Raw genomic sequence first — 14,850 nt, forward strand, 5'->3', positions numbered from 1 at the left:
CCCAACGGAGCACAGTGTGCAGGAGGTCCGCGATGACGGTGATGGAGACCTGGGTTCACGGCGAGGCCGGCACCCACGAGACGCCCTTCGTGCCGGAGGGCCGCGAGTGGACGTCCGCGTGTACGCGGAGCCACCTGATCCCGGGACGCGGGGTGGCCGTGCTGCTCCGCGGCGGAACCCAGGCGGCGCTGTTCCGGCTCGCCGACGGCAGCCTGCGGGCGGTCGGCAACATCGACCCGTTCGGGCGGGCCGCGGTGATGTCGCGGGGGCTGGTCGGGGACCGCCACGGCGAGCCCACCGTGGCGTCGCCGCTGCTCAAACAAGTGTTCTCGCTGCTCGACGGCCGATGCCTCGACGACGAGTCGGTGCGGCTGCCGGTATATCCGGTGCGGGTCGTCGAGGGCCGAAGCGACGACGTCGTGCAGGTGTGCGCGATCGCGGTCGAGTCAGCGTGACGGCCGCGGGACCGTCGGGCAGAGGGGACCTGACGGGGTTCACGATCGGGATCACGGCGTCGCGGCGGGCGGACGAGCTGGCGACCCTGCTCGCCCGGCGTGGTGCGGACGTCGTGCACGCGCCGGCGATCCGGATCGTCCCGCTCGCCGACGACGCGGAACTGGCGCGGGTCACCGACGCGGTGATCGCGGACCCGCCCGATGTCACGGTCGCCACGACGGGGATCGGCTTCCGCGGCTGGATGGGCGCCGCGGAAGGCTGGGGAAGCGGCGAGCAGCTGCTCGCCGCCCTGGGCGAGGGCCGCATCCTGGCGCGGGGGCCGAAGGCGAAGGGGGCTGTGCGCGCCGCCGATCTGCGGGAGGAGTGGTCGCCGGATTCGGAATCGTCCACGGAGGTACTGGATCACCTTCTGTCGGAGGGCGTTTCCGGTCGGCGTATCGCGGTGCAGCTGCACGGGGCGACGACGGAATGGGAACCGATCCCGGACTTCTGTGCCGCGCTGCGCGATGCGGGCGCCGAGGTGATCGCGGTACCCGTGTACCGCTGGACGCCGCCCGAGGACTGCAGCGGACTCGATCGGATGATCGAGTCCGTCGCGTGCGGCGGCCTGGACGCGGTCAGCTTCACGAGCGCGCCGGCGGTGGCGTCGATCCTGGGACGGGCCGACGAGACCGGCACGCTCGAGTCGCTGCTGCACGCCTTCCGCGATCGGGTGCTGGCGGCCTGCGTCGGACAGGTCACCGCGGCGCCGCTGACGGTCCTCGGGGTGCCCACCACCGCGCCGGCCCGCGCCCGACTCGGGTCACTCGCCCGGCACATCGCGGAGGAGTTGCCGCGCCGGGTGGCGCTTGTCCGCGCCGGCGGCCACGAACTCAGTGTGCGGGGGGCATGCGTGGTCGTCGACGGGGAGGTCAGAGCGCTTTCACCGGCCGCGATGGCACTGGTCCGTCGACTGGCGGAGCGGCCCGGGATGGTCGTCTCCCGCGCCGACCTGCTCGCGGCGCTGCCCGGCCGCAGCGACGACCCGCACGCGGTGGAGACCGCCATCGCCCGGCTGCGGGGCAATCTCGGGGCGCCGAAGGCCGTGCAGACCGTCGTCAAGCGTGGTTACCGGCTGGCGCTCGACCCGGCGGAGTACGACCGGCTGCTCGAGGCGAGCCGGTGAACGCGGCGGAACTGGTGCTCGTCGCGCACGGCACCCGCAGCCGCGTCGGCGTCGGCGTCGACACCATCGCGGGTCTGGCCGATGCGGTAGCCGATCGGGTCGGTGCTGTGCGGACGGCGTTCGTCGACGTGCTGGGGCCGTCGCCGGCCGAGGTGCTCCGCGACACGAACCCGGTCGGACCCGTCGTTCTGGTCCCGGCCTTCCTGGCGTCCGGGTACCACGTCCACACCGACGTGCCGCGCGGCGTGATCGAGAGCGGGCATCCCCGGGTGACGGTCACCCGGGCGCTCGGGCCGCACCCCGCGCTGGCCAGGGTGCTGGGGGAGCGGCTGCGTGAATCCGGCTGGCGCGCAGGGGATGCCGTTGTCCTGGCGGCGGCCGGCTCGTCGGATCCGCGGGCCCGCCACGACGTCCGGCGCGCCGCCGCGATGCTGTCGGCGCGCGTGCGGCGCGACGTCCCGGTCGCTTACATCGCGACCGGGACGCCGACCGTGCCCGAGACCGTGCAGCGCTTGCGCGCGGCGGGGGAGCGGCGCGTGTTCGTCGCGTCGTACCTGTTGGCTCCCGGTCTGTTCCACGCGCGGCTGCAACAGGCTGGGGCGGACGGGGTCGCGGCGCCGCTGGGCGCTCACCCGGCGGTCGTCGACCTCGTTGCCGAGAAGTTCTTTCTGGCGAACCCGCAGTCCCGGTTCAGCGGGCGAAACCCAACTGGCGTTCGGCGTTCGACAGCGCGCTGACGATGCACGTGCCGATCGGGCCGCGTCGGTCGAACATCGTCGTGCTGCCGACGGCGATGCCGTCCACGCTGATGTGGTTGTCCGCCTCGAGGCCGATCTCCGGTCCTTCCGGCAGACGGGACAGCGCCAGCGTCAGATCGGCGTTGATGAATCCGATTCCGGCGGTGCCCCAGTTGGTCATCAGGCTGGTGGTCTCGCCGACCATCGCGGCGCGCACGAACGGCGACGGTTCCTCGCCGGCGATCACCGGAATCTGATACTGCCACAATCGCTTTCGGCTCGATCCCTCGTGGTCGCCCAGCGACGGTGACCAGCCGGCCGGGTGGCCGTCACTGCCGATCCACGGATGCGACGGCGCCTGCAGCGGCTCGAGCAGGCTCAGGGGCGGCGGCTGCGGGCTGTCGGGTCGGGTCCACAGCTCGCCGGGTGGCTGTGCGGAGCGGCGCAGGAACACCACCGACGCGCGCGCCACGGCCTCCCCGTTCTGGACCACCTCCGCATCGGCGACACGGATGCGGTTGCCGTCGCGCACGCTGCGGGTGACCACGTGGAACTGCTCGGCCCGCGCCGGACGGAACAGGTCGACCGTCAGCCGTGCGGGAACGAACCCTTCCGCGCCGTGGGCGTCCTCGATCGCCCACGCGAGGACGCCGGTGATCGCCGGACCGTTGATCATGTCGGGCGACCACTTGCTGATGCCCATGTCCAGTGGGGCGAAACCGTCCCCGTCGCGCGTCAGGAACGCGATCGGCTCGTCCATGTGCAGCTGTTCTCCTCACGTGCGGGTGATTCGTTCGTCTCTGGAACATACGACACCGAAAGTGACGGCGAGCACACCGCGGGGTCGGCGGGGAGTGTTTCTTGCGCATCGGTGTGCAGAAACTCGGCTCGACCCGGCCCGTGCCGGACTACGGTGAGAAACGACCGGGCACGCTCGGCCCACCGACACATCCAAGTCCAGGACTCGGAGCGTGCGAGGCGGACGTCGGCGCAGGCGCCGGGAAGAAGGTTCTTCGATGACCGCGAGATCAGTGGACAGGCAGGGCTTCAGTTCGCTCCGCCGGGGCGGGCTCAACTGGGACGCGTTTCCCCTCAGGCTGTTCGTGAAGGGCAACGCGAAATTCTGGAATCCGGCCGACCTGGATTTCACGCAGGACGCCGAGGACTGGCAATCGCTCAGCGCCGAGGAGAGACGCAGCGCGACGTACCTGTGCACCCAGTTCATCGCCGGTGAGGAGGCCGTCACCGAGGACATCCAGCCGTTCATGAAGGCGATGGCGGCGGAGGGGCGGTTCGGCGACGAGATGTACCTGACGCAGTTCTGCTTCGAAGAAGCCAAGCACGTCGAGGTGTTCCGGCGGTGGATGGACACGGTGGGTCTCGACGGGGACCTCCACGAATACGTCGCCGAGAACCCGCACTACCGCACCCTCTTCTACGAGGAGCTGCCGCGCTCGTTGCGGATTCTCGAGACCGATCCGAGTCCCGCCAACCAGATCCGGGCCTCCGTCACCTACAACCACGTCATCGAGGGCAGCCTCGCGCTCACGGGCTACTACGCGTGGCAGCGAGTGTGCACCGAACGCGGAATCCTGCCCGGCATGCAGGAACTCGTCCGCCGCATCGGGGACGACGAACGCCGGCACATGGCGTGGGGCACCTTCACGTGCCGCCGACACGTCGCCGCCGACGACCGCAACTGGGACCTCGTGCAGCAGCGGATGGCGGAGCTGATGCCACACGCCCTGAACATGATCCAGTGGGTCGACGACCAGTTCGAGGAATCGCCGTTCGGCATCGACTCACAGGACTATCTGGTCTATGCGGCGGACCGTGCGCAGCGGCGCCTCGGCGCGATCGAGTCGGCGCGGGGGCGGCCCGTCGAGGAGATCGACCTCGACTACTCGCCCGAGACGCTCGAGGACACGTTCGGCGCGGAGGACGCGGCGGTGTTCGCGGACGTCGCCGCCAAGTCGTCGATGTGAGGGGCGTCTCCGTCTCAGAGATCGCTTAATCGCAGCGACTACCGTTCGCGGACCTATGAGTGAACACGACACCACCCGCCGTCGGCTCTCCACACGGCAGGTCGCAGCCTTCTTCGCCTTCTTCGTCGTCGCAGTGACCGGCGTGGTCCTGTGGCTCACCCTGGGCAGGGCCGACGCGGAACAGGTCGTCGCGGCGCCGCCGTCGTCCGAGGCCTCGCCACCCGCTGCCGACGACGGCGCGGCGATCGCCAAGGCCCGCAGCAACCTCTCGCAGGCCAGCCTGCCGCTGTCGATGCTCAGCGCCGGCGTCGGCCAGTTGACGGACGGTGGACGGCAGCTCGACGACGGCGCCAACCAGCTCTCCGACGGACTCGGGCAGGCCCGCGACGGGGCACGGCAGCTGTCCGACGGCCTCACCGAACTGAGCGGTGGCGTCGGGCAGCTCGGTGACGGCGCCCGTCAGGTCAGTGGCGGAGTGGACGAGGTGGTGGACCGGCTCGCCGGACTGGGCGACAAGCAGGCGCAGGCCACGGCGTCGCTCCGGCAGGTCGCCGCGACGCTGGCGACGTCGGCGGATCCCGTCTCCCAGGGCGCCGCCGCCAAGGTCACCGACCTCGTCGGGCAGCTGGATTCGCAGGGCCTCGGCCCGGACACGCTCGCCCAGCTCGCGCTGTTGAAGGACGGTGCGCGACAGCTCTCGTACGAGCTCAACGCTCCGTCGGCGCAGTTCGTCAGCGGTGTCGGCCAGATCGCCGACGGCGCCCGGCAGCTGAGCGACGGGCTGGTCCTCCTCGACGACGGGGGCCGGGCGCTCGCGGACGGGACCGGGCAACTGGTCGACGGCGCGGCCCCGATCAGTGGCGTGGTCAAGGGGCTGTCGACGAACGTCGCCGACGCGTCGAAGGCGCTGCCGACGGCGAAGGCCCCGACGTCGGGCGACGGCGACCAGCCGCAGGCGGCGGTCCAGGACGAGTCGAGCGGAATGCCCGGTTGGGCGTATGCGGTTGCGGCGGTGGCGGTTCTGCTCGCGGCGGCCGTCGCGTGGGGCGCCTTCGTCCTGGGCCGCCGGTCCGCCGCGAAACCCTGAGCGCGCACGGGCGCCGCACCGCCGCGTCTCGAGGCACCATGGTCGGGTGACGGTTTCTCAGAGCACGTTCGCTCGCGCGACCGGCGCCGTCGCCGTTGCGACGGCGGCAAGCCGGACAACGGGATTCGTACGCACCCTGGCACTGGCCGCGGTGTTGGGAACTGCCGCTGTCGGCGATGCCTACAACGGCGCGAACAGCCTGCCGAACATGGTGTACGAGCTGCTCCTCGGGGGAGTGATGAGCAGCGTCCTCATCCCGGTCCTGGCGCGTGCGCGGCTGCGTGGTCGGGCCTTTTCCCGAGTCCTCACCCAGCGCCTGTTGCTCGCGACGGTGCTCGGTGCCGCCGTGGTCACCGTGGCCGCGGTGCTGTGTGCCCCGTTGTTCGTCGGTGCGCTGGTCCCGGACGAGGAACAGTCCCGGTTGGCGACCGTGCTGGCCTACCTGTTGCTGCCGGAGATCTTCTTCTACGCGGTCGCCGCGACGGTGACGGCCGTGCTGAACACCCGCGACAGCTACGCGCCGGCGGCGTGGGCGCCGGTGGTCAACAATCTGATCGTCCTCGCAATGGTGGGGGCCTTCGTGCTGATGCCGGGCCCGGTGACGTTGACGCCGTCGTCGATGACCACTGCCCAGGTGCTCGTCCTCGGCGTCGGCACCACCGTCGGGATCGTGGGACAGGCCGCGTGGGCCGTGGCCGCGCTGCGCCGAACGGGGTTCCGGTGGAGTTGGCGGGTGCGGCCGGTGCCGTACACGTGGCGGCCGGTGCGTGTCGGTGGCAGGCTGCTCGGCTGGGTCGTGCTGTACGTCGCGATCAGTCAGGTGGGTGTCGCGTTCGTTCTGAAGACGGCCTTCAGCCACGGCGGTGTCTCGACCTACACCTACGCCGACCTGCTGTTCCAGGTCCCGTACGGCATCCTCGGGGTTTCGCTGTTGACCGTGCTCATGCCGCGCATCGCCCGTGCCGTCGCCGTCGGCGATCACGAGGCGCTGGTCGCCGACATGGGCCGCGCCGCCCGCTACTCGGTGGTCGCCCTGGTTCCCGCCGCCGTCGCGATGACCCTCCTGGGGCCGATGCTCACCACGGTGATGTTCGTCGGCCGCGTGGACGTGGACGCGGCCCGGCTCATCGGTGTCGCGCTCGCGGCGTCAGCGTTCGGACTCCCTCCGTTCGCCCTCGTCATGCTGCAGCTGCGGGTGTTCTACGCGGGCAACGACATGCGCACCCCGACGCTGATCAACGCCGCCATGGTGGCCACGAAGGTCGTGGTGGTCGCGCTCGGCGTCAGCCGTCTCCCGGACGAGGCGATCGCGGTGCTGCTGCCCGTCGCGAGCTCGCTGTCGTACTTCGTCGGGGCCGTCGTCGGGCACCTGGTCCTGCGTCGCCGCTACGGGCTTCTCGGCTTCCACACCGTCCTCGAGACGCTGTCCCGCGTGCTGTGGGCGTCGGTCGTGGCCGGGGTCGTGTGTGTCGCGGCCGTCGGACTGTCGCACCACCTCGTCGGCGACCCCAGGAAAGCCGCGGCGATCACCCTGCTGGCCGCCGTCGCACTCGGGGTCCCGACGTTCCTGCTCGCCGCCGGCAGGATCGGGATCCCGGAGGTCCGTAACGCCAAGGCGCTCTTGGTCGGTTGAGCGGCGGGGGCGCCTCAGTTCAGTTCGAGGCGGCGTCCCAGGTCGGAGAGGAACACGCCGTTCGGATCGATCCGCCGACGGATCGCCGTCCACTCGTCGACGCGTGGGTACATCGCCCGGAACGTCTCCGCCGTGGTGCGGGAGTCCTTGGCCGTGTACAGCCGGCCGCCGATCGCGAGAACCCGCCGGTCGAGTTCGCGCACGAGTTCGCCGACACCCTTCCTGATCGGGAAGTCCAGACAGACGTTCCAGCCCTCGGTCGGGAAGGACAGTGGTGCCCGGTTGCCGCGGCCGAACATCTTGAGGACGTTGAGGAAGCTGACGTGCCCCGACGCCTGGACGTACCGGATGATCTGCTTGAACTCGTCGATCCGGCCGGGTGGAACCACGAACTGGTACTGCAGAAACCCTTTGGGGCCGTAGGCGCGATTCCATTGACCGAATCCGTCGAGGGGATGCAGGAACGTGGTGATGTTGTGGATCCTGCCGGTGTAGGTCGCACCCGTTCGGTAGTAGCCCTCGCTGAGGGCGGAGAACGTGAGCTTGTTCCCGAGACCGCCCGGGAAGACGTCCGGCAGTGTAAACAGCTGAGGCGCATCGAACTTCAGCGGTTCGCGGCGAAGTTCGGGAGGAAGCTCGTCGGCCCTGGCCAAGCGCCCCCGGGTGAAGTAGCCGCGCCCGAGCCGGGGTGGTGCGGAGATCGAGTCGAACCACCCGGCGCTGAAGTCGTGGCCGTCCTCCCAGCCGTCGAGGTGTAGATCCACCGTCTCGTCCAGGGACCGCGTCCGCGCGCCGTCCACCAGGAAGTACGCGGTCTCGGTGCGCTGCAGGCGCAGCTTCGCGCGCAGGATGATCCCGGTCAATCCGATGCCCGCGACGGTAGCCCAGAACAGCGCGCCGTCCGGATCGTCGGGTCCACCGTCCGGGGCCAGGGTCAGTACCCGACCGTCCGCGACGAGCAGGCTCATCTCGACGACCTGATTGCCGAAACTGCCGGTGGAGTGGTGACTCTTGCCGTGGATGTCGTGGGCGATCGCACCGCCGACGGTGACCTGTCGAGTGCCGGGCAGGACAGGAACCCACAGGCCGAACGGCAGGCACGCCTTGATCAGGGTCTCGAGGCTGACGCCGGCGTCGACATCCGCGACGAGCGCCCGGTCGTCGATCGAGTGGATTCTGTCGATACCGGTCATGTCGATCGTCAATCCGCCACTGTTCTGGGCGGATTCGTTGTACGACCGGCCCAGCCCGCGTGCGATGACGCCGCGCCGCAGGTACGCGGGCTTGTCCGCATTCGCATCGGCGACCGCAGCCACCGCGTCGGCGAGAACGGCCGCGTCGTTCGTCGCGAGCACGTGGCCGTCGATCGGCGTCGTGCGTGTCCACCCCGTCAGCCGGCGGCGTTCGACCGGCAGGCTCGTCGCCGTTGTCTTCCCCATGGCGGACAACGTACCTGCGTCCGCCAGGTAACCGGGTCGGGTACGAATTGTCGGGTGAATCTCGAGTCGGCGGCGCCGATCCGGACACCCCGGGACGTTTCAGCCGGTATGGTCCTGGACCGATGCCGTGCTCAGGGGGGTGCTCGGCGCAGATCTACGACCGGCCGTGGGCACGTGGGGTGCAGGCCGCCAATGGGGAGGGTGTTCGCATGAGGAATTCCGAGATCGGGCGCGGCCGGGTTCTGGCGGCCGCGGTGGTCGTGGCGGCCGCGTCGCTGCTCGCGGTGCCGGCCACGGCGTCCGCCGACAGCGGCACCGCCGCCGCCGCCGCCTTCGACGCGTCCGGCGCCCACCTGGTGAAGACGACCAAGAACTCCGACCGCAAGGTCACCATCTCGGTGTACTCGCCGTCGATGGACCGCAACATCCCCCTCGAGGTCATCCTGCCCGCCGATCGCAGCCAGCCGCGCCCGACGCTGTACCTGATCAACGGTGCCGGCGGCGGCGAGGACTCGGCCACCTGGCAGCGCAACGCCGACGTCATGGACTTCTTCAAGGACAAGAACGTCAACGTCGTCACCCCGCTCGAGGGCGCATTCAGCTACTACACCGACTGGCAGAAGGACGACCCGAAGCTCGGCCGCCAGAAGTGGCAGACGTTCCTGCTCGAGGAACTCCCGCCGGTCATCGACAAAGAGTTCGGCACCAACAAGGTGCAGTCCGTCGCCGCGATCTCGATGACCGCCACCTCGGTGCTCAACCTGGCGATCGCCAAGCCCGGCTTCTACAAGAGCGTGGGCTCGTACAGCGGCTGCGCCGAGACCAGCACGTGGGCCGGGCAGAACGCCATCAAGGTGGTGACCGGTATCCGCGGCGGCGTCGACGTCACCAACATGTGGGGCCCGCTCGACGGCCCCGGCTGGGTGCAGAACGATCCGGTCGTCAATGCCGAGAAGCTCCGCGGCACCCAGCTCTACATCACCACCGGCTCCGGACTGCCCGGAGCCCACGAGCGGCTCGACGATCCCGGGATCGACGGGAAGGTCGGCGCTCTTGCGAACCAGGCCATCGTCGGCGGCGTGATCGAGGCGGCCACCAACTACTGCACCCACAACCTGGCGTACCGTCTCGCCGATCTGAAGATCCCGGCCACGTTCGACTTCCGTCCCGGCGGCACCCACTCGTGGGGCTACTGGAAGGACGACCTGCACAACTCCTGGCCGATGATCGCCCGGTCGATGGGGATCTGACCCGTTCCCTCCCGGACCACCTGCCCGCTCCGACGGGTTGCGCTTTATACCTTTTGGTTGGTTTCATCGACTGCGCACGTGGTCGGGGAGACAGTGTGGTCGGGTAGGACATGGGGAGGGTCGGCAGTCATGCCGTATCTGGGTTTGATCGTGATGGTCCTGTGGATCGTCTGTCTGGTGGACGTGATCGTCGCGGACGAGTACGCGGTTCGGAACATCCCGAAGGTCGGCTGGGTGATCGTGGTCCTGCTGCTGCCGTTGATCGGGTCGGTGCTGTGGCTCGTCGCCGGACGACCGGAGGGCGGTCTCGCCGCGCCTCGACGTCCGGTCGCGCCGTCGGCGTTCCCGGAGTACGAGCGCCCGGGTCGGCACATCGCGCAGGATTCGGTGACTGACGAGGAGTTCCTGCGACGCTGCCGCGAACGCGCCGAGGAGCAGCGCCGCATCGGTCGGGAGCAGCGTCGCGCGCAGTCCGGGGAGTAGCTGTTTCGCGCGTTTCCGGTCCCGCGTGTCCTGTGGGATTTCCGTCCACCGGAACATGACCTACGCCACAACGCCTTTCGGGATTAGCGTGTCGGTCCACCGGCCGGGCTGTGGTCCGGAATCGGATCGAGCGCGAGCAGGAGGCTTCCCTGAATGGTGGATTGGAACGAAGAGACCGACGTCATCGTGATCGGATCGGGCGGCGGTCTGGCCGGCGCCTACACGGCTGCGCGTGAAGGACTCTCGGTCAAGGTCATCGAGGCGACGGACAAGTTCGGTGGCACCACCGCCTACTCCGGTGCCGGCCTGTACTACCCGAACAACGCCGTCCTGAAGCGTGCCGGTGACGACGACACCCCCGAGGACGCCCGCGAGTACTTCCGGGCCGTCGTCGGCGACACCGCGCCGCTCGAGTTGCAGGACGCGTACCTGGACAACGGCCCCAAGCTGATCGACTACCTCGAAGCGGACGAGAACGGCCACTTCGAGTTCATGGCCTACCCCTGGCCCGACTACTTCCACGACGCGCCGAAGTCGCGCGCCGGTGGCCGCCACATCATGCCGGCGTTGCTGGACCCGGCGCGTCTCGGCTCGCTGCGCGACGTCCTGCGCCCGCAGCCGGGCCCGGACCGTCTCGGCATGCCGCTGCCGGAGGGCGAGATGTTCGGCGGCCAGTCGCTGATCGGCCGCTTCCTCATGGCGCTCACCGACCTCGGTGTCGACCTGCAGTTGAACACGTCGTTCGAAGAGTTCGTCGTCGAGAACGGTGAGGTCGTCGGTGTCATCGTCGACCACGCCGGCACGCATGAGGCGATCCGCGCCCGCCGCGGCGTCATCGTCGCCGCCGGTGGTTTCGAGCGCAACGACGAGATGCGCACGAGGTACGGCGTGCCGGGCGTCGGTCGCGACACCATGGGCCCGGAGGGCAACCTGGGCAAGCCGATCCAGGCCGGCATCGGGATCGGCGCCGACGTCGCGATGATGGGCGAGGCGTGGTGGTCGCCCGGCCTGACGCACCCGGCCGGCAACTCGGCCTTCTCGCTGTGCTTCACCTCGGGCATCTTCGTCAACCAGGACGGCGTCCGCTTCACGAACGAGTCCGCGCCGTACGACCGCGCCGGCCGTGACATCATCGCCCAGATGGACGCGGGCAAGGTGACCCTGCCGTTCTGGATGATCTACGACAACCGCACCGACGGCATTCCGCCGATCGACTCGTGCACGCAGCCGATGGTCGAGCCGGAGCAGTACTACGAGGCCGGTCTGTGGAAGAAGGCCGACACCGTCGTCGAACTGGCCCAGCTGATCGGGGTTCCGGCCGACGCACTGGTCGCGACCGTCGAGCGCTTCAACAAGTTCGCGGCAGGCGGCGTCGACGAGGATTTCGGCCGCGGCAACGAGCCGTACGACGGCTACTTCAACGCCGACGGCAACCCGCTGGTCCCGCTCGAGCAGGGCCCGTTCTACGCGGCGCAGTTCGGCATCTCCGACCTGGGCACCAAGGGTGGACTGGTCACCGACACCACCGCGCGCGTCCTCGACACGTCCGGCACGGTGATCCCGGGTCTGTACGCGTCGGGCAACTCGATGGCACCCGCCAGCGGCAACGCCTACCCGGGCGGCGGCAACCCGGTCGGCGCCAGCATGCTGTTCAGCCACCTCGCGGCCAAGGACGTGGTCGCGAACCGCTGACGGTGAATTACTGGGGGAGGGAAAACAATTCGACGGTCTGACCGTCGATGGGGTCGGGCGGGAGGAGCGCAAGCGCCTCCCGCCCGATCAGTCCCGCCAGGTGCGCGGTGCGGACCACGGTGTCGGCGCGCCACGTACCGTCCGCCTGGCGGGCGACGGGCACGATCCGGGTCACCGATGTGCCCGCCTCGGCCGCGTTCGACACCGGCCCGGCCGCCGGGACGACCGGCGTCCGCGCCGTCAGTCCGTCGACGATCGCGGGCAGCATCGTCAGCAACGTCACCACCGCGGCGAGTGGGTTGCCGGGCAGTCCGAGCACGACCCGCCCGTCCGGAAGCACTGCCGTCACTTGTGATCCGCCGGGCCGGCACCGCACCCGCCCGACCAGCGTCCGCGCCCCGGCCCGCGACAGGGCGCCGCGCAACTGGTCGGCAGCGCCGCCGCCCGTCGCGCCCACCACCACGACGACGTCCGCGTCGCGGGCGTCGCGCAGGAGCGCGTCGAAGCCGTCCGCGGTGTCCCGCAGGTGCGTGTCCGCGACGGTCCGAACACCGCAGTGGCGCAGTATCTCCGGCAGGACCGGTCCCAGCGAGTCGCGGGTCTGGCCGTCACGCAGCGGTCCGTCGCGTCGGATCTCGTCGCCCGTCACCACGAGGTGCGCACGCACCGGTCCGCGCACCGTCGCCGCGACGACCTCCGCGCTGGCCGCGGCCGACACCACCGCCGACGTCACCGCGACCCCCGCCTCCGCCAGGTGGTGCCCGGGCTGCCAGTCCTCACCCCGCCTCCGGGTGTCGTCCCGGGCGGGAACGCCGGGCAGCCGTCGCAACAGGCCCTCGGGATCGGTTGTCGTCTCGACGTGTTCGTCCCGGATCACCTCGGTCGCCCCGGACGGGACCTGGGCGCCCGTCGCGATCCGGACCGCCTCGCCGTTCGCGAGGGTGAGGTCGGCGGACGAACCGGCGTACCGGATCTCGCGGCGCAGTCGCCACGGTCCCGGCCCGGCGACGGCGTACCCGTCCATCGCGGAGACGTCGAAGCGGGGCAGCGCTTCTGCGGCGACGAGGGGAGCGGCGAGTGTCGCCCCGAGTGCATCGGGCAGTCGCACCTCGTGAACTGGCAAGGGCACCAAGGACTCCCGGATAACGGCCCGCGCCTCGTCGACGTCCATCGGCTCCGGTGGACGGGCGGCCCGGGCGCGCTCGACGTCCGCGGGCGTGTCGCAGTCGGCGACCCCGGCGACCGCGACGGTGACGTGGCGGTCCGGCATCAGCGCCTTCATCGGCTGGTTCTCGCGCCCGGCGAGCGCATCCAGCCGGTGGGCCAGTGCCGGGCGCCGCCACACGCTCAGCAGGAACTGCACGTGTCCGGACTCGTCCACCGCGAACGACGCCTCGGCCTCGGGGTGTTCGACGAGAGTCGACACCAGCTGTGAGACGGTCCGGCCGTCGAGGGTGGGCAGATCGGCGGCGAGGACGACGACGAGCCCGCCAGTCGATCCGCCGAGCGCGGCCAGACCGGCGGCCAGGGCCGCGACCGGACCGGTGCCCGCGGGGGATTCCTGCGTCTGCACGATCCGCGCGGACAGCTCGTTCCGATGCGGACCGACGACCGCGATCCGGTCGCATCCGTCGACGGCGCCGAGTGCTGTGTCCAGCATGCGGCGTCCACCGACGACGATCGCGGGTTTGTCTACACCGCCCATCCGGGTCGCGTGTCCACCGGCGAGAACGATCGCGTCAGTGGGCTCGCCGGGCAGGCCGAAGGTGTCCATGGGCCAATGCTGCCGCATCCGGCGCACGCGCGCCGAGAGCCCACTCAGAACCGGTGGCGCGCCACCGCGAGATCCACCCGCCCGTCACGGATCGGCACACCTTCCAGTTCGAGCTTCGCCAACTGCCGGTGCGCCAGGTGCGGAGCGGGGCGACCGGACGCGCCGAGCACTCGATGCCACGGCAGGTCGGCGGTGTCGGTGCGCATGATCCAGCCCACCGTGCGGGGGTTGGAAAGCCCTGCCGCCGAGGCGATGTCGCCGTAGGTGGCCACGCTGCCGGCCGGGATCGACGCGACCAGTTCCCGGACGCGCTCGATCTGTTCCTCGGTGGTGGCCGCCACGGTTGCGCCTAGAGGAGCTTGCGGACGAGCGCGGCGACGTCGTCGGGCTTGGCGTGGGCGACCATGTGGTCGCAGTCCAGGTCGGCGATCGTGAGGTCGGGTCCGAGGTGTTCGGCCAGCGCGGCGCGGAACTCCGCGGTCACGTACGGAGGCTGCACCCGCATCGCCTGCACGAGCACGGTCGGGATGCCCTTCGGCGGGAGGACGAAGTCGCGGGCCATCTCGCCCCACGACGCGACGACGGCCGGGATCGACATCCGCCAGCCGACGCGGCCGTTGTCGAGTTCGACCAGGTGCTCGGCGAGGTCCGTGTCGAGGACGTCGGCCGGAACGTCCGCCCACGCGCCGTGCACCTTCTCCGAGCGTGCTTCCGCGACGTCGGTGTAGTCGGGGTGCGCGGCGACCAGTCCGGCGATCCGGCCCATGGTCTCCGGGTCGAGGCCGAGGGCCGGGTCGAGCAGCACGATGCCGCGGATCCGGTCGGGCACGGCCTGCGCGAGGTGCAGCGCGATCGCGCCGCCGTACGAGTGGGCCACCACCACGACGGGGCCGGTGGCGTGCTCGTCGAGCACCTGGACGAGATCGCTCACGTGGGTGTCGAGCCCCCACGGCGGGGTCCACGGCGAGCGCCCGTGCCCTCGCAGATCGGGCGCGATGATGCGGGTGTCGCCGAGCTGACCGCCGCCGAGGGCCTCCCACCGCCGGCCGTGCCCCGTGAGTCCGTGGAGGGCGAGCACCTCGGGTGCCCCGGGAGTGCCGAACAGGTAGGTGTGGAGACCGCGCATGGCCTTCATGATGCCGGATGCAG

The 14,850-nt window shown here is 70.6% G+C and carries 14 protein-coding genes; 9 read left to right on the plus strand and 5 right to left on the minus strand.

Going from position 1 to position 14,850, the window contains the following annotated elements:
* Positions 1 to 32: 32 nt before the first annotated feature.
* Genes nirD through ABI214_RS21825 form a run of 3 tightly spaced genes read left to right on the plus strand, consistent with a single transcriptional unit; the run spans position 33 to position 2,358 of the window.
* Positions 33 to 455 carry a nitrite reductase small subunit NirD gene (gene nirD, locus ABI214_RS21815; RefSeq protein WP_348604548.1) on the plus strand — a complete coding sequence of 141 codons (423 nt, stop codon included), beginning with the start codon at positions 33 to 35 and terminating at the stop codon, positions 453 to 455.
* Positions 452 to 1,621, plus strand: coding sequence for a uroporphyrinogen-III synthase (locus tag ABI214_RS21820; RefSeq protein ID WP_348604549.1), 1,170 nt, complete (start codon positions 452 to 454; stop codon positions 1,619 to 1,621). The genes nirD and ABI214_RS21820 overlap by 4 nt, the downstream gene beginning before the upstream one ends.
* Positions 1,618 to 2,358: a sirohydrochlorin chelatase gene (locus ABI214_RS21825; RefSeq protein WP_348604550.1), complete on the plus strand. Its 741-nt coding sequence runs from the start codon at positions 1,618 to 1,620 to the stop codon at positions 2,356 to 2,358. Before ABI214_RS21820 ends, ABI214_RS21825 begins: the two co-directional genes overlap by 4 nt.
* Here ABI214_RS21825 and ABI214_RS21830 read toward each other — a convergent pair.
* On the minus strand, positions 2,312 to 3,118 hold the full coding sequence (locus ABI214_RS21830; protein WP_348604551.1) for an acyl-CoA thioesterase domain-containing protein: 807 nt from the start codon (positions 3,116 to 3,118) through the stop codon (positions 2,312 to 2,314). The genes ABI214_RS21825 and ABI214_RS21830 overlap by 47 nt on opposite strands.
* A 256-nt stretch (positions 3,119 to 3,374) precedes the next feature.
* Here ABI214_RS21830 and ABI214_RS21835 point away from each other — a divergent pair, with 256 nt between their 5' ends.
* The 3 genes from ABI214_RS21835 to murJ are packed head-to-tail and all read left to right on the plus strand — an operon-like array spanning position 3,375 to position 7,063.
* Positions 3,375 to 4,343, plus strand: coding sequence for a R2-like ligand-binding oxidase (locus ABI214_RS21835; protein ID WP_348604552.1), 969 nt, complete (start codon positions 3,375 to 3,377; stop codon positions 4,341 to 4,343).
* A gap of 55 nt (positions 4,344 to 4,398) precedes the next feature.
* Entirely contained in the window at positions 4,399 to 5,430 is a 1,032-nt protein-coding gene (locus tag ABI214_RS21840) for a hypothetical protein (RefSeq protein ID WP_348604553.1), read from the plus strand.
* 46 nt (positions 5,431 to 5,476) lie between these two features.
* Positions 5,477 to 7,063: a murein biosynthesis integral membrane protein MurJ gene (gene murJ / locus ABI214_RS21845; RefSeq protein ID WP_348604555.1), complete on the plus strand. Its 1,587-nt coding sequence runs from the start codon at positions 5,477 to 5,479 to the stop codon at positions 7,061 to 7,063.
* A 14-nt stretch (positions 7,064 to 7,077) separates the two neighbouring features.
* On the opposite strand, the gene ABI214_RS21850 is transcribed toward murJ, so the two are convergent.
* Positions 7,078 to 8,502 carry an FAD-binding oxidoreductase gene (locus tag ABI214_RS21850; RefSeq protein ID WP_348604556.1) on the minus strand — a complete coding sequence of 475 codons (1,425 nt, stop codon included), beginning with the start codon at positions 8,500 to 8,502 and terminating at the stop codon, positions 7,078 to 7,080.
* A gap of 209 nt (positions 8,503 to 8,711) precedes the next feature.
* Between ABI214_RS21850 and ABI214_RS21855 the strand changes: the two genes are divergently transcribed.
* The 3 genes from ABI214_RS21855 (at position 8,712) to ABI214_RS21865 (ending at position 11,927) form a co-directional block, all read left to right on the plus strand.
* A complete protein-coding gene (locus ABI214_RS21855) occupies positions 8,712 to 9,752 on the plus strand; it encodes an alpha/beta hydrolase (protein ID WP_348604557.1) in 1,041 nt (346 codons plus the stop codon).
* A 129-nt stretch (positions 9,753 to 9,881) separates the two neighbouring features.
* On the plus strand, positions 9,882 to 10,235 hold the full coding sequence (locus tag ABI214_RS21860) for a PLD nuclease N-terminal domain-containing protein (protein WP_348604558.1): 354 nt from the start codon (positions 9,882 to 9,884) through the stop codon (positions 10,233 to 10,235).
* Between the two features lie 153 nt (positions 10,236 to 10,388).
* Positions 10,389 to 11,927 carry an FAD-binding protein gene (locus tag ABI214_RS21865; protein ID WP_348604559.1) on the plus strand — a complete coding sequence of 513 codons (1,539 nt, stop codon included), beginning with the start codon at positions 10,389 to 10,391 and terminating at the stop codon, positions 11,925 to 11,927.
* Between the two features lie 7 nt (positions 11,928 to 11,934).
* Here the strand turns inward: ABI214_RS21865 and ABI214_RS21870 are convergent, their stop codons facing one another.
* From ABI214_RS21870 to ABI214_RS21880, 3 genes are read right to left on the minus strand one after another with little or no spacing between them, the layout of a single operon-like run.
* Complete coding sequence (locus tag ABI214_RS21870) at positions 11,935 to 13,701, minus strand: NTP transferase domain-containing protein (protein ID WP_348604560.1); 1,767 nt, start codon at positions 13,699 to 13,701, stop codon at positions 11,935 to 11,937.
* A 44-nt stretch (positions 13,702 to 13,745) separates the two neighbouring features.
* On the minus strand, positions 13,746 to 14,042 hold the full coding sequence (locus ABI214_RS21875) for an MGMT family protein (RefSeq protein ID WP_348604561.1): 297 nt from the start codon (positions 14,040 to 14,042) through the stop codon (positions 13,746 to 13,748).
* A gap of 8 nt (positions 14,043 to 14,050) precedes the next feature.
* A complete protein-coding gene (locus tag ABI214_RS21880) occupies positions 14,051 to 14,827 on the minus strand; it encodes an alpha/beta fold hydrolase (RefSeq protein ID WP_348604563.1) in 777 nt (258 codons plus the stop codon).
* Positions 14,828 to 14,850 lie beyond the last annotated feature (23 nt).

The organism is Prescottella soli (assembly GCF_040024445.1).
Classification (GTDB): domain Bacteria; phylum Actinomycetota; class Actinomycetes; order Mycobacteriales; family Mycobacteriaceae; genus Prescottella; species Prescottella soli.

Bases quoted from the DNA above. Each gene is read 5' to 3' on its own strand.
- ABI214_RS21835 (WP_348604552.1), top strand. From the start codon at position 3,375: ATGACCGCGAGATCAGTGGACAGGCAGGGCTTCAGTTCGCTCCGCCGG.
- ABI214_RS21870 (WP_348604560.1), bottom strand. From the start codon at position 13,701: ATGGACACCTTCGGCCTGCCCGGCGAGCCCACTGACGCGATCGTTCTC.
- ABI214_RS21840 (WP_348604553.1), top strand. From the start codon at position 4,399: ATGAGTGAACACGACACCACCCGCCGTCGGCTCTCCACACGGCAGGTC.
- nirD (WP_348604548.1), top strand. From the start codon at position 33: ATGACGGTGATGGAGACCTGGGTTCACGGCGAGGCCGGCACCCACGAG.
- ABI214_RS21860 (WP_348604558.1), top strand. From the start codon at position 9,882: ATGCCGTATCTGGGTTTGATCGTGATGGTCCTGTGGATCGTCTGTCTG.
- ABI214_RS21865 (WP_348604559.1), top strand. From the start codon at position 10,389: ATGGTGGATTGGAACGAAGAGACCGACGTCATCGTGATCGGATCGGGC.
- ABI214_RS21830 (WP_348604551.1), bottom strand. From the start codon at position 3,118: ATGGACGAGCCGATCGCGTTCCTGACGCGCGACGGGGACGGTTTCGCC.
- ABI214_RS21855 (WP_348604557.1), top strand. From the start codon at position 8,712: ATGAGGAATTCCGAGATCGGGCGCGGCCGGGTTCTGGCGGCCGCGGTG.
- ABI214_RS21850 (WP_348604556.1), bottom strand. From the start codon at position 8,502: ATGGGGAAGACAACGGCGACGAGCCTGCCGGTCGAACGCCGCCGGCTG.
- ABI214_RS21880 (WP_348604563.1), bottom strand. From the start codon at position 14,827: ATGCGCGGTCTCCACACCTACCTGTTCGGCACTCCCGGGGCACCCGAG.